This window comes from Thalassolituus marinus (genome assembly GCF_020320395.1).
Lineage (GTDB): Bacteria > Pseudomonadota > Gammaproteobacteria > Pseudomonadales > Oceanobacteraceae > Venatoribacter > Venatoribacter marinus.
On the sequence record NZ_JAEDAH010000016.1, the window covers coordinates 26,321 to 47,589 of the forward strand.

At 54.4% G+C, this 21,269-nt stretch carries 20 protein-coding genes; 5 read left to right on the plus strand and 15 right to left on the minus strand.

Translation table 11 applies throughout. From position 1 onward, the window contains the following. Positions 1-109: 109 nt before the first annotated feature. The 3 genes from dxs to I9W95_RS03705 form a co-directional block, all read right to left on the minus strand. The gene (dxs, locus tag I9W95_RS03695) at positions 110-2,002 is read right to left on the minus strand and encodes a 1-deoxy-D-xylulose-5-phosphate synthase (protein ID WP_225671968.1); all 1,893 of its coding nucleotides are present in this window, start codon (positions 2,000-2,002) and stop codon (positions 110-112) included. A 146-nt stretch (positions 2,003-2,148) separates the two neighbouring features. Continuing rightward, the gene (gene ispA, locus I9W95_RS03700) at positions 2,149-3,030 is read right to left on the minus strand and encodes a (2E,6E)-farnesyl diphosphate synthase (RefSeq protein WP_225671970.1); all 882 of its coding nucleotides are present in this window, start codon (positions 3,028-3,030) and stop codon (positions 2,149-2,151) included. 1 nt (position 3,031) lies between these two features. Continuing rightward, positions 3,032-3,271: an exodeoxyribonuclease VII small subunit gene (locus I9W95_RS03705; RefSeq protein ID WP_225671973.1), complete on the minus strand. Its 240-nt coding sequence runs from the start codon at positions 3,269-3,271 to the stop codon at positions 3,032-3,034. A 227-nt stretch (positions 3,272-3,498) separates the two neighbouring features. Between I9W95_RS03705 and pomA the strand changes: the two genes are divergently transcribed. The 4 genes from pomA (at position 3,499) to I9W95_RS03725 (ending at position 6,614) form a co-directional block, all read left to right on the plus strand. After that, positions 3,499-4,257 (plus strand): flagellar motor protein PomA, encoded by a 759-nt coding sequence (gene pomA, locus I9W95_RS03710; protein WP_225671975.1) that lies wholly within the window; start codon positions 3,499-3,501, stop codon positions 4,255-4,257. Then, the gene (locus I9W95_RS03715) at positions 4,254-5,231 is read left to right on the plus strand and encodes a flagellar motor protein MotB (RefSeq protein WP_404818738.1); all 978 of its coding nucleotides are present in this window, start codon (positions 4,254-4,256) and stop codon (positions 5,229-5,231) included. Before pomA ends, I9W95_RS03715 begins: the two co-directional genes overlap by 4 nt. 15 nt (positions 5,232-5,246) lie before the next feature. After that, the gene (locus I9W95_RS03720; RefSeq protein ID WP_225671979.1) at positions 5,247-5,801 is read left to right on the plus strand and encodes a PilZ domain-containing protein; all 555 of its coding nucleotides are present in this window, start codon (positions 5,247-5,249) and stop codon (positions 5,799-5,801) included. An 87-nt stretch (positions 5,802-5,888) separates the two neighbouring features. Next, complete coding sequence (locus I9W95_RS03725) at positions 5,889-6,614, plus strand: 16S rRNA (uracil(1498)-N(3))-methyltransferase (RefSeq protein ID WP_225671981.1); 726 nt, start codon at positions 5,889-5,891, stop codon at positions 6,612-6,614. 11 nt (positions 6,615-6,625) lie between these two features. On the opposite strand, the gene I9W95_RS03730 is transcribed toward I9W95_RS03725, so the two are convergent. The 3 genes from I9W95_RS03730 to I9W95_RS03740 form a co-directional block, all read right to left on the minus strand. Continuing rightward, positions 6,626-6,862, minus strand: a complete 237-nt coding sequence (locus tag I9W95_RS03730; protein WP_225671983.1) for a TIGR02647 family protein — start codon at positions 6,860-6,862, stop codon at positions 6,626-6,628. Between the two features lie 85 nt (positions 6,863-6,947). Further along, positions 6,948-7,613 (minus strand): Frag1/DRAM/Sfk1 family protein, encoded by a 666-nt coding sequence (locus I9W95_RS03735; protein WP_225671985.1) that lies wholly within the window; start codon positions 7,611-7,613, stop codon positions 6,948-6,950. 50 nt (positions 7,614-7,663) lie between these two features. Next, the gene (locus I9W95_RS03740) at positions 7,664-8,935 is read right to left on the minus strand and encodes a bifunctional O-acetylhomoserine aminocarboxypropyltransferase/cysteine synthase (protein ID WP_225671987.1); all 1,272 of its coding nucleotides are present in this window, start codon (positions 8,933-8,935) and stop codon (positions 7,664-7,666) included. 283 nt (positions 8,936-9,218) lie between these two features. On the opposite strand from I9W95_RS03740, the gene radA reads away from it, so the two are divergent. Beyond that, positions 9,219-10,589 carry a DNA repair protein RadA gene (radA, locus tag I9W95_RS03745; protein WP_225671989.1) on the plus strand — a complete coding sequence of 457 codons (1,371 nt, stop codon included), beginning with the start codon at positions 9,219-9,221 and terminating at the stop codon, positions 10,587-10,589. Positions 10,590-10,601: 12 nt separating this feature from the next. Here radA and I9W95_RS03750 read toward each other — a convergent pair whose 3' ends face one another. From I9W95_RS03750 to I9W95_RS03790, 9 genes are all read right to left on the minus strand, one after another. After that, positions 10,602-10,961 (minus strand): Na+/H+ antiporter subunit G, encoded by a 360-nt coding sequence (locus tag I9W95_RS03750; protein ID WP_225671991.1) that lies wholly within the window; start codon positions 10,959-10,961, stop codon positions 10,602-10,604. 12 nt (positions 10,962-10,973) lie between these two features. Then, positions 10,974-11,258 (minus strand): K+/H+ antiporter subunit F, encoded by a 285-nt coding sequence (locus I9W95_RS03755; RefSeq protein WP_225671993.1) that lies wholly within the window; start codon positions 11,256-11,258, stop codon positions 10,974-10,976. Next, a complete protein-coding gene (locus tag I9W95_RS03760) occupies positions 11,255-11,737 on the minus strand; it encodes a Na+/H+ antiporter subunit E (RefSeq protein ID WP_225671995.1) in 483 nt (160 codons plus the stop codon). The genes I9W95_RS03755 and I9W95_RS03760 overlap by 4 nt, the downstream gene beginning before the upstream one ends. Continuing rightward, the gene (locus tag I9W95_RS03765) at positions 11,734-13,236 is read right to left on the minus strand and encodes a monovalent cation/H+ antiporter subunit D (RefSeq protein WP_318653588.1); all 1,503 of its coding nucleotides are present in this window, start codon (positions 13,234-13,236) and stop codon (positions 11,734-11,736) included. Before I9W95_RS03765 ends, I9W95_RS03760 begins: the two co-directional genes overlap by 4 nt. Beyond that, the gene (locus I9W95_RS03770; protein ID WP_225671997.1) at positions 13,233-13,607 is read right to left on the minus strand and encodes a Na+/H+ antiporter subunit C; all 375 of its coding nucleotides are present in this window, start codon (positions 13,605-13,607) and stop codon (positions 13,233-13,235) included. The genes I9W95_RS03765 and I9W95_RS03770 overlap by 4 nt, the downstream gene beginning before the upstream one ends. After that, a complete protein-coding gene (locus I9W95_RS03775; protein ID WP_225671999.1) occupies positions 13,607-16,396 on the minus strand; it encodes a monovalent cation/H+ antiporter subunit A in 2,790 nt (929 codons plus the stop codon). The genes I9W95_RS03770 and I9W95_RS03775 overlap by 1 nt, the downstream gene beginning before the upstream one ends. A 153-nt stretch (positions 16,397-16,549) precedes the next feature. Next, positions 16,550-17,614 (minus strand): uroporphyrinogen decarboxylase, encoded by a 1,065-nt coding sequence (gene hemE, locus I9W95_RS03780; protein ID WP_225672001.1) that lies wholly within the window; start codon positions 17,612-17,614, stop codon positions 16,550-16,552. A 161-nt stretch (positions 17,615-17,775) separates the two neighbouring features. Then, positions 17,776-19,668: an Ig-like domain-containing protein gene (locus I9W95_RS03785; RefSeq protein ID WP_225672003.1), complete on the minus strand. Its 1,893-nt coding sequence runs from the start codon at positions 19,666-19,668 to the stop codon at positions 17,776-17,778. A gap of 162 nt (positions 19,669-19,830) precedes the next feature. Further along, on the minus strand, positions 19,831-21,249 hold the full coding sequence (locus tag I9W95_RS03790; protein WP_225672004.1) for an FAD-dependent oxidoreductase: 1,419 nt from the start codon (positions 21,247-21,249) through the stop codon (positions 19,831-19,833). Positions 21,250-21,269 lie beyond the last annotated feature (20 nt).

Sequence of the window (21,269 nt, forward strand, 5' to 3'; positions counted from 1 at the left end):
CCTCCATTGTCAGCCTTACTCTCTGCATCTGCCCGAACGCAGATGCCAGTTCCTTAAGTAAAGCAGTTTTTGGCGAGGTTTGGCCGATTAAACGTCGGCGGGAGTGGAATCAGGCGCAGCCGCTGGTGCTGTCAGGCCAGTGAGGTTTTACCGCATCCACAATAGTCTGAGCCGTCAGACCGATATCCACCTGCTGCTGCGCCGGTGACGCATGCTCGATGTAACGATCCGGAATGCCCAGTGTCAGCACCGGAGTCTGATGCGCCGTTGCAGCCAGAGATTCCAGCACGGCACTACCGGCACCGCCCATCACTGCGTTTTCTTCCAGCGTAACCAGCAGATCATGAGAGGCAGCCAGCTCCGCCACCAGCGCATGATCGAGAGGTTTAACGAAACGCATATCGGCAACGGTGGCGTTCAGGGTTTCTGCCGCTTCCAGTGCTTGCTGCAATGGTGCACCAAAGGCCAGCAGAGCAACGCGGAAACCGTTCTGAGCGCCCTGACGGCGGACAATGCCTTTGCCCATTGGCAGGGCCTGCATTTCGCTGGCGGGTTGCACACCGGTGCCGCTGCCACGCGGATAGCGTACCGCCGCCGGGCCTTCGTGCTGATAACCGGTATACAGCATCTGGCGACATTCGTTCTCATCCGATGGCGTCATGATGACCATATTCGGAATGCAACGCAGGTAGCTGATGTCGTAAGCACCGTGGTGTGTCGGTCCGTCTTCGCCCACCAGACCAGCACGGTCGATGGCGAACAGTACGTCGAGATTCTGCAGGGCAACATCGTGGATCAGCTGATCGTAGGCGCGCTGCAGGAAAGTCGAGTAAATCGCGACCACTGGCTTGCAGCCATCGCAGGCCAGACCTGCAGCCAGAGTAACGGCGTGCTGTTCAGCAATGGCAACGTCGAAGTAACGGTCCGGAAATTCTTCCGAAAAACGGATCAGGTCAGAGCCTTCGCGCATCGCCGGGGTAATCCCCATCAGGCGACTGTCGGCAGCGGCCATATCGCACAGCCACTGACCGAAGATATTGGAGTAGCTGACTTTTTTCACCGCACCGGCGGCTTTCGAGCCTTTCAGTGCGTGGTATTTGATCGGGTCCTGTTCTGCTGGCGCAAAGCCTTTGCCCTTGCGGGTAACAATGTGCAGGAAACGCGGGCCCTTGAGCTTTTTCAGGTTTTCCAGGGTGAGCACCAGCTCATCAAGGTCGTGACCATCAATCGGGCCGTAATAGTTAAAGCCCAGCTCTTCGAACATGGTGCCCGGAGCCACCATGCCTTTCATGTGTTCTTCCGTGCGACGGGCAAATTCCCACGCCGCCGGGATTTTCTCCAGCACACGCTTACTGCCTTCGCGCAGCGCGGAATAGGTGCGGCTCGACCAGATGCGGGTGAAGTATTTGTTCAGTGCACCCACGTTGTTGGAGATCGACATGTCGTTGTCGTTCAGGATCACCAGCAGATCGGCTTTTTCGTGGCCGGCATGGTTCATCGCTTCGAATGCCATTCCGGCAGTGATGGCGCCATCACCGATAACCGCCACAGCTTCACGTTCGATACCCTGTGCACGAGCAGCCAGTGCCATACCCAGCGCAGCACCGATGGAGGTACTGGAATGGCCCACACCGAAGGTGTCGTACTCACTTTCGCTGCGCAGCGGGAACGCGGCCGGACCTTCGGCACTGCGAATCAGAGGCAGTTGCTCACGACGGCCGGTAAGAATTTTGTGCGGATACGCCTGATGGCCCACATCCCATACCAGACGATCGTCCGGCGTGTTGAACACATAGTGCAGGGCTGCGGTCAGCTCGACTACGCCCAGACCGGCGCCGAAGTGCCCGCCAGACTGCCCGACACTGTAAACCAGATACTCGCGCAACTCTTTGCACAGCTCCGGCAGCTGTTCAGGCTCCAGTTCCCTGAGGTCTGCCGGGGACTGAATGGAGTCCAGCATAGGGGTTACTGGTCGGGTGGTCGGGATATCGGTCAGAATCATCAGCTACTTCAGCGTGGTCGCTTCGTTATATACGGAATGGTCTGCGCCATGCCGTCGAAAAGTGGGCCATTCTACCGACTGTCGGCGCTAAAGAGTAGCGTTGTGCGCCCGCCGGAACGAATGACCGGCGGTATGCAGAGGCATAATCAGTGGTCGCGACTGATTATGTAGTCGGCCAGCTGGGCGAGAACCGTGGTGTCACCGGACACCTGCTGCAATGCTGCATGGGCTGTGGCAATCAGGTCCTGAGCCTTGGTCCGGGCGCCTTCCATACCCAGCAGCGCCGGATAGGTTGGTTTGTTTAATGCCAGATCAGCTCCCTGCTGCTTACCCAGTGTGGCGGTGTCACCTTCGATATCGAGAATGTCATCCCATACCTGGAATGCCAGACCAATGGCGTTGGCATAAATTTCCAGTGCCTGCGTGATAGCGGCATCCGGCTGCTCACTGGCAACCACCGCACCCATCTGCACCGCAGCACGGATCAGAGCCCCGGTTTTGTGACGGTGCATGGTCTCCAACTGCTCAAGGCTCATCTGTTTGCCGACATTGCCCAGATCAATGCACTGCCCGGCCACCATGCCTGCGCCACCAGCAGCGGCAGACAACAATCGAATCAGCTTAAGGCGCTGCACATCATTCTGATGCGGGGCATTAGCCAGCACATCGAAAGCGGCGGTCAGTAAGCCATCCCCCGCGAGAATGGCGGTGGCTTCATCAAAGGCGATATGGCAGGTCGGTTTACCACGGCGCAGATCGTCGTCGTCCATTGCTGGCAGGTCGTCATGCACCAGGCTGTAGCTGTGTACCATCTCCATCGCAACGGCGGCGCAATCTGCCTGTTCGCGACGTCCACCCAAGGCTTCCGCGGTGGCGTAAATCAGGAACGGACGCAGGCGCTTACCACCATTCAGCACACCATAGGTCATGGCATCGGCCAGGCGCTGGTCAGCCAGACCAAGCAGCGAAAGCTGGTGAGTGAGTTGCTGCTCAACACGCTGCTGAACTGCGATCAGCGCATCACGCATGTTATTCCCCTTGCGGTTGGAATGGCTGAGCAACGCTTTCACCATTCTGCTCAAGCAGGATCTGCACACGCTGTTCTGCGCTTGCCAGAGCTTGCTGACACTGGCGGGTCAGACGGATGCCCTGCTCGAAAGCCTGCAGGGAATCTTCCAGCGACAAATCGCCGCCTTCCATCTTCGCGACCAGCTGCTCCAGCTCGCCAAGCGCCGATTCAAATTCAAAAGGTGTTTTGCTGTCAGACATAACTGTGATCCGGTGAAAGAGCGGCAACACTAAACCCAGAGCCCCCGGGGGTCAAGGCGGTGCAGGGCGCTTGCACGGGCAATGGAACGGAGATGCATGGACAAGCGTTAATGAGCTCCATCATCAAAGGGGCAGATTGCTCTGATTATTCATCTTCTCAACAGGAAGATTACGAATGTTTGTCTAAACTCTTTCTCAGTGAGGGATTTTTTCTGCAAGGAGTTCCGGTGGATCTCGCATCTTTAGTTGGCTTAGTCGGCGCCTTCGGTATTGTGATCATGGCGATGATTCTGGGCGGCGACCTGGGTATGTTCCTGAACATACCGTCCATACTTATCGTGGTTGTCGGCAGTATCTTCGCGGTGATGATGAAGTTTGAACTGGGCCAGTTTCTGGGCGCGGTGAAAGTGGCCGTCAAAGCCTTTTCATTCAAAATGTCCAAACCAGAAACCATCATTGAAGAGGTGGTTGAGCTCGCAGGCCTGGCACGTAAAGGCGGTCTGTTATCGCTGGAAGGCAAGGAAGTCAGTGATGACTTCCTCGGCAAAGGTATTCAGCTACTGGTCGACGGTCATGACCCTGACGTCGTGCGCACGCTGATGAGCAAAGAGCTGAAGCAGGCCAGCGAACGTCACACCATTGGTATCTACATTTTCAAGGCCATTGGCGACGTCGCACCAGCGATGGGCATGATCGGCACCCTGATTGGTCTGGTAGCCATGCTGGCCAATATGGACGATCCGAAAACCATCGGCTCGGCCATGGCGGTGGCGCTGTTAACCACGCTCTATGGCGCCATGATGGCCACCATGTTTGCCCTGCCCGTCGGCGACAAGTTGACACTGCGCAAAGATGAGGAAGATCGCCTCAAGTCGATGATCATTGATGCTCTGCTCGCTATTCAGAGCGGTCAGAACCCGCGTGTGATTGAAACCATGTTGCAAGCCTACATTCAGGAAGGCAAACGAACCACGTCAGGTGATTGAGCATGGAAGAAGAACAAGAATGTCCACCCTGTCCCGCGATACCTGGTTGGCTGGCCACCTTTGCCGACCTGATGTCGCTGCTGATGTGCTTCTTCGTACTGCTGCTGTCGTTCTCCGAAATGGATGCCATGAAATTCAAACGACTGGCAGGCGAGTTGCGCCAGGCGTTTGGTGTGCAGACCGTTGTTAACGTCAGCGATCCGCCGAAGGGCACCAGCGTTATTGCTCGTCACTTCAGCCCGTCTATTCCGGAGCCGACGCCGATTAATGAAGTGCGCCAGAAAACCAGTGACATCACCAAAAGCTCACTGGAAGTTCTGTGCCAGGACGAAGTTACCCAGCAGGAAGAACGTCAGGGCGACCAGGGCCAGAAAACCCGGGAGATTGTAGTCCCGGCTGCGCAACTGGAAGATAAGAACACTGAAGCTCAGGCAATGGAGATGGCCAGCCAGCTGGAATCTGAAATTGCTCAGGGGCAGGTCGAAATCGAAACCGTGGGTAAGAAAATTATCATCCGGATTCAGCAGCGTGGGGCTTTCCGTTCCGGTTCGGACTATATCGAAGACCGTTTTCTGCCGGTCATCGACAAAATCCGCGAGGTGCTGGTCACCGTTCCTGGCCAGATTTCCGTTGAAGGTCACACCGATGACATTCCGGTTGGCGGTGGGCGCTTCCGTTCAAACTGGACGCTGTCGTCTGCCCGCGCTGCAGCCTTTGCCGAAGAGCTGTTTATTGCACCAGAAATGGATGAGCAACGCTTTCAGATTGTCGGCCATGCAGATACCCAACCACTGGTGCCCAATACCGATGCGGCATCCCGTGAACGTAACCGTCGGGTCGAAATCGTCATTCTGCGCTCACAACCAAACGACGATGATAACGTTCCGGAAATCGAAACCGACGACAACCGGGTTGAAGAGGCTGTTAATGCAAGACCGGAAGATTTTGAACTCCGGCCCAATGAAATTTTCTGATCAGGAACACACTGAATGGAAGACAGACGACGTTTTTTTCGTTTAGACGATGAAGTGGTGATGGACTTCCGGGCCATCAGCCAGGATGAATTCAGTCACTGGAAAGAAAACCAGAACCTGCAGAAAAGTGAGCTGCGCGAACTGGAAGACGAGATTGGCATTCTGGTGCATCAGCTGCGAACCTCGCACCCGGCACTGGGTAAGCTGATGGAGTTATTTAACCGTAAGCTGAATCTGCTGAACGGCCAGGCAGTGATTCATCCCGAGCTGAATCTGACATCAACAGAAGCACGGGTACGGGTTAACCTGAGTGCCTGTGGCATGGCATTTCAGACCAGTGCCGACCTTAGCAATCAGAGTCATCTGCTGTTTAATCTGCAGTTGAAGCCCTCGAATGCCACGCTGTCTCTGGCCGGTAATATTGTTGGCATTGAAAAAAGCACAGACCCGGACGAGCCATATCTGGTACGGGTTAACTTTGAGGATCTGAAAGAGTCCGAACAGGAGTTGTTGATTCAGCATCTGTTCCAGCTGCAGGGGCGTACGCTGCGCGAGCAGCACAACCACTGATCACCACTCTTTTCACACCCCACAGGCCGGCTCATTTATGCCGGCCTTTTTGTTATCATGCGCCTTTACCCACAGCAGGATAACTTCATGAGCGGCCCGCGCATTTACTGTCCCCAGCCTCTTAGCACACAGCAGACCATCGAACTGGACGATCAGGCCGCCACCCATCTGGTGCGCGTACTGCGTATGGGCGATGGTGAACCTTTGCGCCTGTTTAACGGCGATGGCCATGAGTATGCCGCCAGCCTGTGCAACGTCAGCAAAAAATCCGCCAGCGCACTGGTTGGCGATATTCTGCGCAGCGATGCGGTTCAACCTCTTAATCTGCATCTGGGTCAGGTAGTTTCCAAAGGTGACCGTATGGACTTCACCATCCAGAAGGCCACCGAGCTCGGCATTGCAGAAATCACGCCGCTGTGGAGTGAGCGCTGTGAAGTTCGCCTTAAGGGTGAGCGACTGGAAAAAAAGATGGAGCACTGGCAGAAAGTAGCCATCAGCGCCTGCGAACAATCAGGACGCAATTACGTACCGGTCATTCAGCCACCACAGCATTTTTCTGACTGGGCCAAGGCCAGCACACAGGATCTGCAGTTCATTCTGCACCCCCATGATCAGAAGCCACTGAGCGAATATCAGGCACCGCAATCGGTTGCGTTACTGGTCGGGCCGGAAGGTGGATTCAGTGAAGATGAAGTGAGCCAGGCGATTGCTGCCGGCTTTAAGGGGCTAACTCTGGGGCCACGCATTCTGCGCACTGAAACTGCGGCACTGGCAGCCCTGAGTGTTTTTCAATATCAATGGGGCGATTTCTGATCGCCCTGCATTCAACCGCTTTTCAGAATTTGCAGCAGATTCTGCACATGCTCAGCCGCATCGTGGCCAAGACTGGTCAGGTAACCGCCATCGTCGCGGTCAGTAAGGCCTTTATCGTGCAGACGTTTGGCCGCTGCCACCAGCTCATCACCGGCATCAGCGTGCACCTTAATTCCCTTTTGCATGCTGTGCAGATCAAACTGCGCCAGCAAATTCATTTCATGCACCAGGTCTTGTGAAATCGGCATGCGGTGTACTCCGTGTTGTTGAAATCACAGCATACGACCAGCAGACGCCAGACGCGAATACGACTTCAGCAGAAAGTGACTTCAGTCACTTTCCGGATGACTCACTCACACTCAGCTGAATGCCTTTCCAGTCCCACCACGACGACAGGAAATACAGGCCAATAAACAGGGTTGCCCACCACTCGATAATGCGCTTGCCGTGGCTCATTTCGACCCCGACCGTGACACCGGCAAAGCCGATAAACATAAACCACAACACCGCGATCAGAGAGGATTTGAAGATAAATGACGGCACCACAAAACCACGCCTGCGGGCACGGAAAATCAGTACGTAATTAATCGTCAGCGCAAACAGCATGCCCTGGAAAAACAGGTTAGCCCCGCGCACATGAACCCCCCAGTGGGTGTCGGCTTTTTCCGGCAGCAATACCGCCGTACCGGCCAGCAAACCCAACGCTGCCAGTACGCCGAAGAACTGCATAAAGCTCAGTGCGATACGGTTGCTACCCACCAGCCAGACGCGCATCACCATCCACCAGATCACGAAAAATGAGCAGGCGGCGATCATGCCACCGCGAAAAATAAAGCCAGCGTCCCCCTTCATACCGGTATGGGTAATATCGGTGCAGCCATCAAAAAACGGATTGCACAGTACAGCACTGCCTTCGGCGGTTCCTACGGCATAGGTAAGCGCGATGGTTCCCATCGACAGAACGAAACTTGCCAGCGCAATAAACTGACCAAATGACATGCACAATCTCCACAATAAAAAAGCCGGGCATCACTGCCCGGCGATCATTATCAGCCCGCTGCGTTCAGCGCCTGTTCAATATCGGCAATGATATCGTCTGCGTGTTCGATACCAATCGACAGACGCACCAGATCACGGCTTACGCCGGCGGATGCCAGCTCTTCATCGTTGAGCTGACGGTGCGTGGTGGTTGCCGGGTGACAAGCCAGGCTCTTGGCGTCACCGATATTCACCAGGCGCTTGATCAGTTGCAGCGCATCAATAAAGCGTGCACCCGCTTCCGCGCCACCTTTAATACCGAAACTCAGAATCGCTGAAGGTTTGCCCTGCACCATGCGTTGCGCAACCTCAAAATAAGGACTGCTGCTCAGACCGGCGTAGTTCACCCAGCTAACCTGATCGTGAGCCTGCAGGTATTCAGCCACTTTCTGTGCATTTTCGGTATGGCGATCCATACGCAGCGCCAGCGTTTCCAGCCCCTGCAGAATCTGGAAAGCGTTAAACGGCGACAGAGCAGCCCCCATGTTGCGCAGCGGTACGACGCGGGCACGACCGATAAAGGCCGCTTCTGCAAACGCATCGGCATACACCACACCATGATAGGAAGGATCAGGCTGATTAAAGTGCGGGAAGCGCGGATTATCTTTCCACGGGAATTTACCGGAATCGACAATAATACCGCCCACGGATGTACCGTGACCGCCAATGTATTTGGTCAGTGAGTGCACAACAATATCGGCACCGAATTCAAACGGACGACACAGGTAAGGTGTTGCTACTGTGTTATCCACGATCACCGGCACACCGTGTTTGTGCGCCATCGCCGACAGCGCCTGCAGGTCAACTACGTTACCGGCCGGGTTGCCGATGGATTCACAGAACAAGGCTTTGGTGTTGTCGTCAATCAGGGCTTCCAGCGCGGCCACATCATTACCGGAGGCCATGCGCACTTCAATGCCCTGTTGCGGGAAGGTATGCGCGAACAGATTGTAGGTACCGCCGTAAAGCTGGCTGACGCTGACGATGTTGTCGCCGGCTCGCGCCAGTGTCTGAATACTGGCAGTAATAGCCGCCATTCCGGATGCCATACACAGCGCACCAATACCACCTTCCATGGCCGCTACGCGCTGTTCCAGTACGGCGTTGGTAGGGTTCATAATGCGGGTGTAAATGTTGCCTGGTTCTTTCAGATCGAACAGATCAGCGCCGTGCTGCGTATCACGGAAGCTGTACGAAGTGGTCTGATAAATCGGAACCGCAACGGCGCGGGTTGTCGGGTCATCCTCAAATCCGGCGTGGATTGCCTGTGTCTCTATTTTCATTGTGCTTGTTATCCTTTCTGACAGAGCCTTGGTGCACGGCAGTGTAACAAGAGCTGTGTACTATCACAGTAAAAATCCGTCAGTTTCTGTCGCACCGGCAAGACACAATTTTCTCAATACCAGACGGTAAAATTTTTCCATTAACTGCCACTGATCAGCGGGCTTTAAAAAACCTTTGTATCACTCCGACCGCCTCACAATGGCAGCAGCCGATAAACAGAATTGTGCACCGGCACGTTAAGCCTGATAACCTTCCGTTTTTACGCGGCAACGACACTTCGCTATGGCTAAAAAGAAAACCGCTTACGTCTGTAATGACTGTGGCTCAGAACATGCCAAATGGCAGGGACAATGTAACGACTGTGGCGCCTGGAATACGCTGCAGGAATTCGTTGTTTCAGCGGCTAAATCACCGGCGCGTGATGCCAGCTACGGCGGTTACGCCGGTGGTGCCGGCGGCCAGTCAATCCAGCGTCTGGCCGACGTTGATCTGGCAGAAGTACCACGTATCAGCAGCGGTATGCAGGAATTCGATCGGGTGCTGGGCGGCGGTCTGGTGCCGGGCTCTGCCATTCTGATTGGCGGTCATCCGGGTGCCGGTAAATCCACTCTGCTGCTACAGACTATGTGCACACTGGCTGCCAGCATGCCTGCGCTGTACGTCACCGGTGAAGAAAGCCTGCAACAGGTGGCCATGCGCGCCAAGCGTCTGGGCTTGCCAACCGATCAGCTGAATATGCTCAGTGAAACCAGTGTCGATCGCCTGATCAGCACGCTGCAGCAGCACAAACCGAAAGTGGTGGTTATCGATTCGATTCAGGTTATGCATGTCGACGGCATCGAATCCGCGCCCGGCAGTGTTTCCCAGGTACGGGAGAGTGCCGCCGCCCTGACCCGCTTTGCCAAACAGACAGGCACTATTTTGCTGCTGGTTGGCCATGTCACCAAAGACGGTACCCTGGCGGGCCCCAAAGTTCTGGAGCATATGATTGACTGCTCGATCATGCTGGAAGGCGACGGTGACAGTCGCTTCCGCACTCTGCGTGGCATTAAAAACCGTTTTGGTGCCATTAATGAGCTGGGTGTATTTGCCATGATCGATACCGGCCTTAAAGAAGTGAAAAACCCCAGCTCTATCTTCCTCAGCCGGGGGGAAGAAGCCGCGGCCGGCAGTGTAGTGATGGTGATCTGGGAAGGTACCCGGCCGTTGCTGGTCGAGATTCAGGCTCTGGTCGATGACAGCCACTTCGGTCACCCTAAACGCGTAGCCGTTGGCCTTGACCAGAACCGTATGAATTTATTGTTGGCTGCCCTGCATCGCCACGGTGGTATTCACCTCGGTGATCAGGACGTGTATATCAACGTCGTTGGCGGGGTAAAAGTCGGTGAAACCGCTGCTGACCTGGCCCTGCTGTTGGCGGCGCTGTCGAGCTTCCGCAACCAGCCGTTACCACAGGATTTAATCGTCTTTGGTGAAGTGGGGTTATCCGGTGAAATTCGCCCGGTACCGTCGGGACAGGAAAGAATAAAAGAAGCCGCGAAACACGGTTTTACCCGTGCCATTGTGCCGAAAGCCAATGCACCACGACAGCCGGTGCCGGGTATGACCATTATCGGTGTGGATAAACTGCAGGATGCAATTAATTCTGTTTAAAAAAACGCCGGATTACTCCGGCGTTTTCTGTTGCGCGATACGCTTCATTAATTCGCGTTTATGCGTGTTTTTCAGCGCCGTGACTTTTTTATGCAGCGCTGCCTTGGCCATCATATGTGCCGAAACCGGGGCAGTAATAAACAGGAACAAACTGATCACCAGTTCGTGAATACTGATACCGCCGTCACGCATGGTGGTCAGCAACATAGAGCCTAACAGTACCGCACCGACGCCGAGCGTCGTCGCTTTGGTTGGCGCATGCAGGCGGGTGTAAAAATCCGGTAATTTTGCCAAGCCAACAGAGCCCACAAACAGGAAGAAGCCACCGGTCAGCAGGCAGATAACCGCGAGAATATTTACGATATCGGTCATGGTCTGCATTCCTTATTCAATAATGTCGCCGCGCAGCAGATACTTGCTGAGCGCCGCCGTGCTGACAAAGCCCAGCATGGCAATCAACAGGGCGCCTTCAAAGTACAGTGGCGATCCGTTGTACAGACCCAGCAAAATAATCAGCGCGATGCTGTTAATGTACAGGGTATCCAGCGCAAGAATGCGGTCGGTTACCGAAGGGCCTTTCAGCATACGCCAGACATTCATCAGCAATGCTATCAGCACCATCGCGGATGTAACGAGAATGGCAGCATCCAACAGGCTGGCGGTCGTCATGAGAAAATCTCCTGCAGGGGTTGTTCATAACGCTGACGAATTTCCGCAATCATTTCCTGCTCGGTAGTGATGTGCAAAGCGTGTACATACAGCCACTTACGGTCTTCGGAAAAATCCACGCTCACAGTACCCGGCGTCAGCGAGATGGTGCTAGCCAGAACTGTCAGTGGAAAGTCTCCCTGCAATGCCAGCGGGTAGCAGATAAAACCCGGATTCAGAGAGCGGTTGCTACCCAGAACCTTAAGCGCTACATCAACGTTGGATACCACAATGTCACGCAGCAGACGGGCAACATAAGCAGCTATTTTAAGTGGCTTACCGGCACGGCTCTGGTGATCGGTATAGGGCCAGGTAATCACCGGAATTAACCAGGCCAGAATTAATCCCAGTACCAGCTGACCGACAGAAAAACCATTCAACAATAACCACACTGCCAGCAGCATCAGACTGTGTACCGGCATTGGCAGAATATATCTCATGGGGTTACCTCCACGACTGCCACAGGCACTTTATACAATTCACTGACCGCACTCTGCGTCAGCTCGGTTAACGGACCACCGAGCACGACCATCAGCGGCGACATCAGCAGCAACACCAGCACCGCTGTTAACTTCAGTGGATGCACTGCATCTGACGGCTGAGCAGCGCCCTGCACCCGCCAGAAGATCGTAGTACCGGCACGCGTCAGCATGAGCATGGCGGCCAGACCAGAAATCAGCAGCGGCGCCCAGATCCAGCTGGCCTGATAACCGGCGGAGGAAGCCTGCAGCAGCAGCAGCTTGCCAACAAAACCAGATAATGGCGGCAGACCAATCACCGCCAGCGCAGCAATAACAAACAGAACGCCGAGCAGTCCTTGCTGACGCAGCGGCCGACTGCGCACCAGCCGATCCTGCGCCTGACCGCGTTGCTCGGTAATCAGGCCGGCGACCATGAACAAGGCTGCCGCGATCAGAGTGCTGTGAATAAGATAGTAAAGCGCTGCGGCTGCCGATTGTTCAGTGCTGATCGCCAGCATCAGCAGCAGCGTTCCGGCGGATACCACCACCAGGTTAGCCACCAGCATTTTCAGGCTCTGACTGGCCAGAACCGCCAGCGTACCGGCCACCAGCGTCAGCCAGCCCAACGGCCACAACCAGTCGCTGGCAACATTAGCCAGCACACCGGCATGATCACCAAACACCGCCGTGTGAATGCGCCAGATACTGTAGATACCCACCTTGGTCATGATGGCGAACAAGGCTGCTACTGGTGTCGAGGTGTAGGCGTAGGTGCGTGGCAGCCAGAAATGCAGTGGCAGTAACGCCGCTTTCAGACCGAACACCACCAGTAATAACAGCGCACCGGATTTCGCCAGTGCCAGATCTTCGCTTTTCAGGTGCGGTGCTTTATACGCCATATCGGCCAGATTCAGCGTGCCGAATACCGCGTAAATAATCGCCAGGCCAATCAGGAAGAAAGCCGAACCCGTAAGGTTAAGCAGTACATAATGCACAGCCGCCTGCGTGCGCTGCTTGCCACCACCGTGAATGAGCAGAGAGTACGAAGCAATCAGCAGAATCTCGAAAAACACGAACAGGTTAAAGGCATCGCCGGTCAGGAAGGCGCCGTTAATACCCAGCATCTGAAACATAAATAACGGATGGAAAAACGGCCCGCGCTGGTCATCCCCTGCCGAAGCATACAGATGCGCAGTCAGTCCGAGTATGGCAGCCAGAATGAGCATAATGGAGGACAACTGGTCGCTGACCAGCGCAATACCGAACGGCGCCTGCCAGTCGCCCATCATATAAGTGCGCATACCGCCCGCGCTCTGCTGCAGCAGCATAATTGCTGACAACAACATGAGTACATTGGCAGCAAAACCGACCAGCCGCTGACGCAGAACCTGCTGATGCAGACCCGGCAACATCAATGCGATACCCGCCAGCAGCGGAATCAGTACCGGAAAGAAAATCAGATGATCCATCAGGGTCATGCATCATCTCCTGTATTCGAACGCTGACGCTGAGGTAAGTCGTCATGAATCTCAGTACGGCCATCAACCTGGTCATTGCCCAGATCAGAGCGCGCCCGCAGTGCCAGAATCAGAGCAAAGGCAGTCATAGCAAAGCCGATGACAATCGCGGTCAATACCAGAGCCTGTGGTAATGGGTCTGCGTAACGCTCACTTTCACCGAGAATCACCGCGCCATTTACCACCAGGCGGCCACTGGCAAAAATAAACAGGTTTACTGCATAGGAAAGCAGCGTCAGCCCCAGTACCACAGCGAAGGTGTAACCGCGTAAAACCAGGAAAATGCCGCCGGCGGTCATTGCGCCGACGCAGATTGCATAAATTGTTTCCATTATTCCGCCCTTGGTCGTTCGCTGGTCGTTAGCTGGCCAAGGTTGGCCAGAATCAACAGAGTTGCGCCAATCACTGTGAAGTACACGCCCAGGTCAAACACCATGGCACTGGCCAACTCAAATTTGCCGATCAGCGGCAGATAGAAATAATCAAACCAGGTGGTGAGGAATGGACGGTCAAACAACCAGCTGCCCAGACCAGACCCCAGCGCCAGAATCAGGCCCACTGCGATCATCACGTGGTACGGGAAATTCATGCGTGCTTTCATCCAGTCCACACCGTGTGCGACGTATTGCTGAATCAGCGCAATAGCCGTGATCAGGCCGGCAATAAAGCCACCGCCCGGCAGATTGTGCCCACGCAGGAAGATATAGGCCGACACCAGCAAAGCGAGCGGCAGCAGACTCTGGGAAACCACCGCCAGCATCATCGGGTTTTTATCTTTCGCCCAGCCAATACCATTCTGATCAGCCGCCGGAACGAACAGACGCATTCCCGCCAGCAGCTTGTAGATACCCAACGCGGCAATGCCCAGCACCGTGATTTCACCCATAGTGTCGAAGCCACGGAAGTCGACCAGAATCACGTTCACCACATTGGTACCACCACCACCGGTCTTACTGTTGGCAATGAAGAAATCAGAAATACTGGCCAGCGGCCGTGTCAGCATGGCGTAACAGATGGTACCCACCACCGCACCGATTGCCGAGGCCAGCCCCAGATCACGCAGAATGCGTCGCGTTGAGCTTTCTTTCAGCGGCGTCGTCTGCGGCAGGAAATACAGCGCCAGCAGGAACAGAATAATGGTCGCTACTTCCACCGATAACTGTGTCAGAGCAAGGTCAGGAGCCGAGAACCAGGCAAAGGCGACAGCAACGATAAGACCGACAATCGACACCATAACCAGCGCCAGCAGACGCTGATGACTGAACACTACCGTTGCCACGGTGCCAATCAGCAGCAGCACGGCGGCCACCAGTACCGGCAGGTCCACCGCCTGCTGCGGCAGGCTGCCGGCGGCGGATTCCATTTCCAGCAAAGGTGCACCTGCTACAGCCAAAGCAATCACCACCAGCCAGGTGGTATAACGCTGCAGGCGACCATTATCGAACCATGCCTGTAAACGAACGGCACGGGCTGTCAGCCACTGTACCGCACGTTCAAATTCATTCTTGGCATCAATCTCGGTGAACTGCCCCTGAAACTGAAACAGATAACGCCGATTCACATACAGAATGCTACCGCCGACGACAGCCAGCAGACTCATTAACAGCGGAATGTTGAAGCCATGCCATACCGCCAGACTGAACTCAGGTAACGGCGCCTGCAACACTGCGGAAGCCGCAGCATTGAGCAAATCGCCGACAGCAAATTCAGGCACGATACCAACCAGCAGACACAGCACCACCAACACTTCTACCGGCACGCGCATATAGCGTGGCGGCTCATGTGGCGTACGTGGCAGGTTAATGGGTTCACCATTAAAGAAGACGTCGTGAATAAAGCGCAGAGAGTAAGCAACCGCCAGGGCGCCGCCTACAGTCGCCAGCACAGGGATTACCCAGGACAGAGAACCCAGTGTTGCCTGGTGCAGGGTTTCGGTGAACAGCATTTCCTTCGACAGGAAGCCATTCAGCAATGGCACACCCGCCATAGAAGCAGCAGCAACCATGGCCAGCGTGGCAGTGTATGGCATGTACTTCCACAACCCATTCAGCTGACGCATATCACGCGAGCCGGACTCGTGGTCAATGATACCGGCTGCCATAAACAACGATGCTTTGAAGACCGCATGGTTAATGATGTGGAACACCGCGGCGATGGCAGCCATGCGCGTATCCAGACCGAATAACAAGGTGATCAGACCCAGATGACTGATGGTTGAATACGCCAGCAGGCCTTTCAGATCGTGCTTGAACAAGGCGGTGTAAGCACCCACCAACAAAGTCGCCAGCCCCACCAGACTGACAATGCCAAACCACATATCGGTGCCGGATAGCACCGGATAAAAACGCGCCAGCAGAAACACCCCGGCCTTAACCATGGTGGCTGAATGCAGGTATGACGAAACGGGTGTTGGTGCTGCCATAGCGTGCGGCAGCCAGAAATGGAACGGAAATTGAGCCGACTTAGTGAAAGCTCCGAGCAGGAAAAGAATCATCACCGGGACATAGACGCTGCTTTCACGCAACGCATCTCCACTGGCGAGAATGGCGCTCAGACTGTAAGTGCCGAGGGTTTCACCCATCAGAATGAAGGCACCGAGCAGAGCCAGACCGCCAGCACCGGTAATCATTAACGCCATGCGCGCGCCTTTACGCGCCTCGGTTTTATGCCACCAGAAACTGATCAGCAGGAATGAGCTGACACTGGTCAGTTCCCAGAAGAACCACAACTGGAGAATGTTGTCGGACATCACCACGCCCAGCATGGCCGTCATAAACAGGATCAGAAAAGCATAGAACCTGCCCATATGATCACGCTCGGACAGATAGTAGCGAGCGTAGAGAATAACCAGTAAGCCAATACCAAGAATCAGCAAGGCGAACAGCAAGGCCAGGCCGTCAAAGCGAAAGGCAATACTCAACCCGGCCGCTGGAATCCAGTCTGTTTGCCAGACGAATGACTGGCCATTGAGAATATCGGGGATGTAGGTGAACACCAGTGCCAGAGCACAGGCAGGCAGCGTTGCTGTTGCCAGCAGAGTAGCCCGGCGGCCAAAGCGGTAGGCCAGCATGGGTAGCAGGGTTCCCACCAGAGTCAGCAGGGGAATCCAGAATAGTTGCATCAGTTAGTCGCCTCTCTCCGTCAGCCTGACTGTCCGTTTGATCTGAATCAAAGAAAGATAGCATGGTACTCGCTGGCGCGACACGCTACAGCAGGGTGTGATGCAAAGAATTGTCAGACAAGGGCCGCTATCGCGACCCCACTTCTATTGGTCTCAGCCGTGGTAAGACGGGCTAAGTTCGGTAACCGCTTCGACGAATGCCTTAGCGTGCTCTGGATCGACAAACTGGTGAATACCATGACCCAGGTTAAACACATGCCCAGTGCCATTACCGTAGCTGTCGAGAATACGCTTCACTTCGGCACGGATAGTCGCCGGTGACGCGTACAGTACAGAAGGATCCATATTGCCCTGCAGCGCAACACGATTGCCAACACGGCTGCGTGCGTTGCCGAGATCTGTTGTCCAGTCGATACCCAATGCATCAGCCCCCGTATCCGCCATAGCCTCCAGCCACTGGCCACCGCCTTTAGTGAACAGGATAACCGGAATCTGCTGACCGTCGTATTCACGAATAAGACCGGCAACGATCTGCTGCATATATTTCAGCGAGAACTCGCGGTAAGCCACATCACTGAGGTTGCCACCCCAGGTATCGAAGATCTGCACGGCCTGCGCACCGGCTTTAATCTGTGCGTTCAGGTAATCAATAACGGACTTCGCCAGCGTATCCAGCAGCTGATGCATCACTTCCGGCGTGTCGTACATCATGGCTTTAACGTGACGGAAATCTTTGGATGAGCCGCCCTCAACCATATAGGTTGCCAGCGTCCATGGACTACCGGAGAAACCGATCAGCGGCACACGACCATTCAGCTCACGGCGAATAGTGCTGACGGCTTTCAGTACGTAATCCAGATCCGCTTCCGTGTTGACCACAGACAGGCTCTGCACATCGGCTTCGGTACGGATGATTTTATTGAAACGCGGGCCTTCGCCAGTCTCAAAGTACAGCCCCAGCCCCATCGCATCCGGAATGGTGAGGATGTCAGAGAACAGAATCGCAGCATCCAGCGGGTAACGATCCAGTGGCTGAATGGTCACTTCACACGCCAGCTCAGGGTTTTTGCACAGCGACATAAAGTCACCGGCCTGAGCTCGGGTCGCACGGTACTCTGGCAGATAACGTCCGGCCTGGCGCATCATCCACACAGGTGTACGGTCAACTGGCTGGCGCAACAGCGCCTTCAGGAAGCGATCATTTTTCAATTCAGACATGGAGTACCTAACGAGCACCAGAAAATTTGCCGGTATCATACCAAAAAAACGGCCACGCGCTTTTTGACTTTACGCATTAAAGCCATGAACAGTCGCTATGGCCGCAGAAAACAGCAGGCACAAAAAAGCCCGGCGAAGGCCGGGCTTTTTTGTGGAGCCGATCAGTTCAGCTCGTAACTATTAACGGAATCACCGGAAGTTGCCGTAACTTCAATCGAGATTGGCGATGTTTCCGCACTATAGTTGACGGTATAAAAAGCGCCAAAACTTGGCAGCCCCTGAGCACCTGTAGGATCAAGAATACCGATACTGTTTGGCACAGGGCCTGAGGTACCGGTAATTTTGTAACCGTCACCACTTGCACCCATAATCGTGCCAGACGCAGGGATATTGCCGTTTGCATCCTGCAGCACAACATAGAAGGTACCACTTCCAGCCAGGGTTGGAGTGTTTTCAGTGTAAGCAGGTACCGTCACACCATTAACAACTACAGTACCACTCTGTTCAAAGAAACGAATTGTTGGAGCTACCGTAGCGGTAGACTGCATCAGACGAATGTTTGCACGCACGTTCATCAGTGAGCCACAGTGGCTGAGACCTTTAGCAGCATCAGTACACAGCGCCCCCTGATAAGTCGCTGGTGCAGCATCGTAGGAACCGTCGTAATCGAAATCTGCAAAGAATTCGACTGGCAGAGACGACGTGCCTCCAACATCTACTGCGCCATCCCAGTCATCGTCGCGGAAAGCTTCCGGATAGGTTACAAACGGCTCATTGGCATCAAACAGACCATTATTGTTCTGATCAGTAAAACCACTCTCACCCATGGTGTAGGCCATAATAGTGGTCATGCCATAAACCGTGCCCGCTGTCTGCTGATCAACTTCATTCACGCGATTCAGTCCTGCGGCATGTTGCCCCGGGCGATCACCCGCACTGTACCAGGTCACAGAACAGCGACCACCTTCGGTAGCGCAGTATGATTCAATCGCACCGCTTTCTGCCGTGAAGTTGATTACTGTGCCGTCCGGTACCGGGTTCTGGAACTGGTCTGCGGCGAAAGCTGTCACTGAGACTTCGGTCCCTGATACATCAAATGCTCCCGGATTAAAGGTATCCAGAGCGATACTGAAGCTATCCTGATCTGCCAGACCGGTTGTGATAGAAACCGGCTGGGAACTGGTTGAAATTTCAGTGACGCCGTCATTAGCAAGCGTTGTAGCAACAACAGAAGTCACGCCATGCGTGGTACCAGATTGCAGAATAGCTTTAACTTCGCCATCCTCATTGGTAACACCCTCGCCCAGAGCAAGGCGCGCCCCACCAGGCGTGTTACTCAGCGCAAAGGTAACTTCTTTGCCACCAATCGGGTTATTAGTGCGATCCAGCACGCGGAACACAACCTCTGACAGAACAGGCAACACCGGGTTAGCGATTGTTGAAATAGAAATCGCTGGTTCTGAGTTCTCAACGAATGTAATCGCACCCACTTCCGGAGCCTGCACAGTAATAGTTCCACTTGCGGCATCAAGGACACTATCCAGATCTATCTCACCATCGTTTGTCGCATACAGCTTGAATGACAGTACATCGGTACCACTACAACCCTCGGCTGTGTAGGTAACAGATATCTCGCCGCTGGAGGTGACGACTTGCTCTCGGCTGAAAGAGGCTTTTGCAGGATCTGATTCTGCACAAATAGATGTGAAGACCACACCGTATTGCTGAGAAACAACTTTCGCATTGCCGTTATCACCGTCAACAATAGTCGCCGTGATATTCGCTGTGCCACCGGCACTGAGAGACGTTGAGCTGATATTTAATGCACCGGATACAAAGCTGGAGCCACTGCCTGTACCAATTAACGGATTGGTAATATCAGTACTGGTGGTCACATCGTCGGTTGTTCCGTCACCGTTATCAACGGTGGTGGTATCGCCGGACGAAGAACTATCATCATTACCAGCAACAACAGAATCGCCACCGCCACCGCCACCACAGGCAGTCAGGAAAGCAGTTAACAGCAGGGTGAGCAACGAGGCAGGCTTTAACATTCGAGTGCACTCCATCTCAGAATTGTCCCGTGGTCAATTGTTATAGCCAGCTAGGATAGCATCCTCAATGTCGTGGAGGCCATAAACAAAAACGCGGCAACCCACCGGGTATGCCGCGTTTTTTGCCGTCTGTCACATAATCTGCGACAAAGGGGGAGCAGATCAGACGTTCAGGTAGTCAAGGATACCTTCAGCAGCTTCACGACCTTCCCAGATCGCTGTTACTACCAGGTCTGAGCCACGTACCATATCACCGCCAGCGAATACTTTTTCGTTGGTAGTCTGGTACTTGAACTTCTGTTCGGCTGGTGCAACCACACCATCCCAGCTGTTCAGTTCGATACCGAAGTCCTTGAACCATGGCGCAGGGCTTGGACGGAAACCGAAGGCAACCAGCACAGCATCAGCCGGCAGGATTTCTTCAGAACCTTCAACCACCTGAGGACGACGACGGCCATTCTCATCCGGTTCACCCATCTCAGTGGTAACCACTTTAACGCCTTCAACCTTGTCATCACCCACGATGGCAACCGGCTGACGGTTAAACAGGAAGTTAACACCTTCTTCGCGAGCGTTAACCACTTCGCGCTTGGAACCCGGCATGTTTTCTTCGTCACGACGATACGCACAGGTAACGTGCTCAGCACCCTGACGAATAGACGTACGGTTACAGTCCATCGCGGTGTCACCACCACCCAGAACAACCACTTTCTTGCCTTTCATGCTGATGAAATCAGCCGGGTCTTTCTCGAAGCCCAGGTTGTGATTCACGTTAGCAATAAGGAAATCCAGTGCGTCGTGTACGCCTGGCAGGTCTTCACCCGGGAAGCCACCTTTCATGTAGTTGTAGGTACCCATACCCAGGAACACAGCATCGAATTCGTCGATGATGCTCTGGAAATCGATATCCTTACCCACTTCGGTGTTCAGACGGAATTCCACACCCATACCTTCGAAGACTTCGCGACGGTTAGACATCACGCTCTTTTCCAGTTTGAACTCTGGAATACCAAAGGTCAGCAGACCACCGATTTCCGGGTATTTATCAAAGACCACCGGAGTAACGCCATTGCGCACCAGAATATCGGCAGCGCCCAGACCCGCAGGGCCTGCACCGATAATCGCAACGCGCTTACCGGTTGGCTTAACCTTGGACATATCCGGACGCCAGCCCATGGCGAATGCTGTATCGGTAATGTACTTTTCAACATTACCAATGGTCACAGCACCAAAACCATCGTTCAGCGTACAGGAGCCTTCACACAGACGGTCCTGAGGACATACACGGCCGCACACTTCCGGCAGCGTGTTGGTCTGGTGGCTCAGTTCTACGGCTTCCAGAATGTTGCCTTCACTGGCCAGTTTCAGCCAGTTAGGAATGAAGTTATGAACCGGGCATTTCCATTCGCAGTATGGGTTACCACAAGCCAGACAACGGTGTGCCTGATCGGTTACCTGCTCCTGCTGGAACGGTTCATAAATTTCCACGAACTCCACTTTACGTGTGTCGATGGACTTCTTGGTTGGGTCCTGACGACCCACCTCGACAAACTGAAAGTTATTGTTCAGACGTTGTGCCATCTTGAATCTCTCTCCTCATC

Bases quoted from the DNA above. Each gene is read 5' to 3' on its own strand.
- dxs (WP_225671968.1), bottom strand. From the start codon at position 2,002: ATGATTCTGACCGATATCCCGACCACCCGACCAGTAACCCCTATGCTG.
- ispA (WP_225671970.1), bottom strand. From the start codon at position 3,030: ATGCGTGATGCGCTGATCGCAGTTCAGCAGCGTGTTGAGCAGCAACTC.
- I9W95_RS03705 (WP_225671973.1), bottom strand. From the start codon at position 3,271: ATGTCTGACAGCAAAACACCTTTTGAATTTGAATCGGCGCTTGGCGAG.
- I9W95_RS03720 (WP_225671979.1), top strand. From the start codon at position 5,247: ATGGAAGACAGACGACGTTTTTTTCGTTTAGACGATGAAGTGGTGATG.
- I9W95_RS03725 (WP_225671981.1), top strand. From the start codon at position 5,889: ATGAGCGGCCCGCGCATTTACTGTCCCCAGCCTCTTAGCACACAGCAG.
- I9W95_RS03730 (WP_225671983.1), bottom strand. From the start codon at position 6,862: ATGCCGATTTCACAAGACCTGGTGCATGAAATGAATTTGCTGGCGCAG.
- I9W95_RS03735 (WP_225671985.1), bottom strand. From the start codon at position 7,613: ATGTCATTTGGTCAGTTTATTGCGCTGGCAAGTTTCGTTCTGTCGATG.
- I9W95_RS03740 (WP_225671987.1), bottom strand. From the start codon at position 8,935: ATGAAAATAGAGACACAGGCAATCCACGCCGGATTTGAGGATGACCCG.
- radA (WP_225671989.1), top strand. From the start codon at position 9,219: ATGGCTAAAAAGAAAACCGCTTACGTCTGTAATGACTGTGGCTCAGAA.
- I9W95_RS03750 (WP_225671991.1), bottom strand. From the start codon at position 10,961: ATGACCGATATCGTAAATATTCTCGCGGTTATCTGCCTGCTGACCGGT.
- I9W95_RS03755 (WP_225671993.1), bottom strand. From the start codon at position 11,258: ATGACGACCGCCAGCCTGTTGGATGCTGCCATTCTCGTTACATCCGCG.
- I9W95_RS03760 (WP_225671995.1), bottom strand. From the start codon at position 11,737: ATGAGATATATTCTGCCAATGCCGGTACACAGTCTGATGCTGCTGGCA.
- I9W95_RS03765 (WP_318653588.1), bottom strand. From the start codon at position 13,236: ATGACCCTGATGGATCATCTGATTTTCTTTCCGGTACTGATTCCGCTG.
- I9W95_RS03770 (WP_225671997.1), bottom strand. From the start codon at position 13,607: ATGGAAACAATTTATGCAATCTGCGTCGGCGCAATGACCGCCGGCGGC.
- I9W95_RS03775 (WP_225671999.1), bottom strand. From the start codon at position 16,396: ATGCAACTATTCTGGATTCCCCTGCTGACTCTGGTGGGAACCCTGCTA.
- hemE (WP_225672001.1), bottom strand. From the start codon at position 17,614: ATGTCTGAATTGAAAAATGATCGCTTCCTGAAGGCGCTGTTGCGCCAG.
- I9W95_RS03785 (WP_225672003.1), bottom strand. From the start codon at position 19,668: ATGTTAAAGCCTGCCTCGTTGCTCACCCTGCTGTTAACTGCTTTCCTG.
- I9W95_RS03790 (WP_225672004.1), bottom strand. From the start codon at position 21,249: ATGGCACAACGTCTGAACAATAACTTTCAGTTTGTCGAGGTGGGTCGT.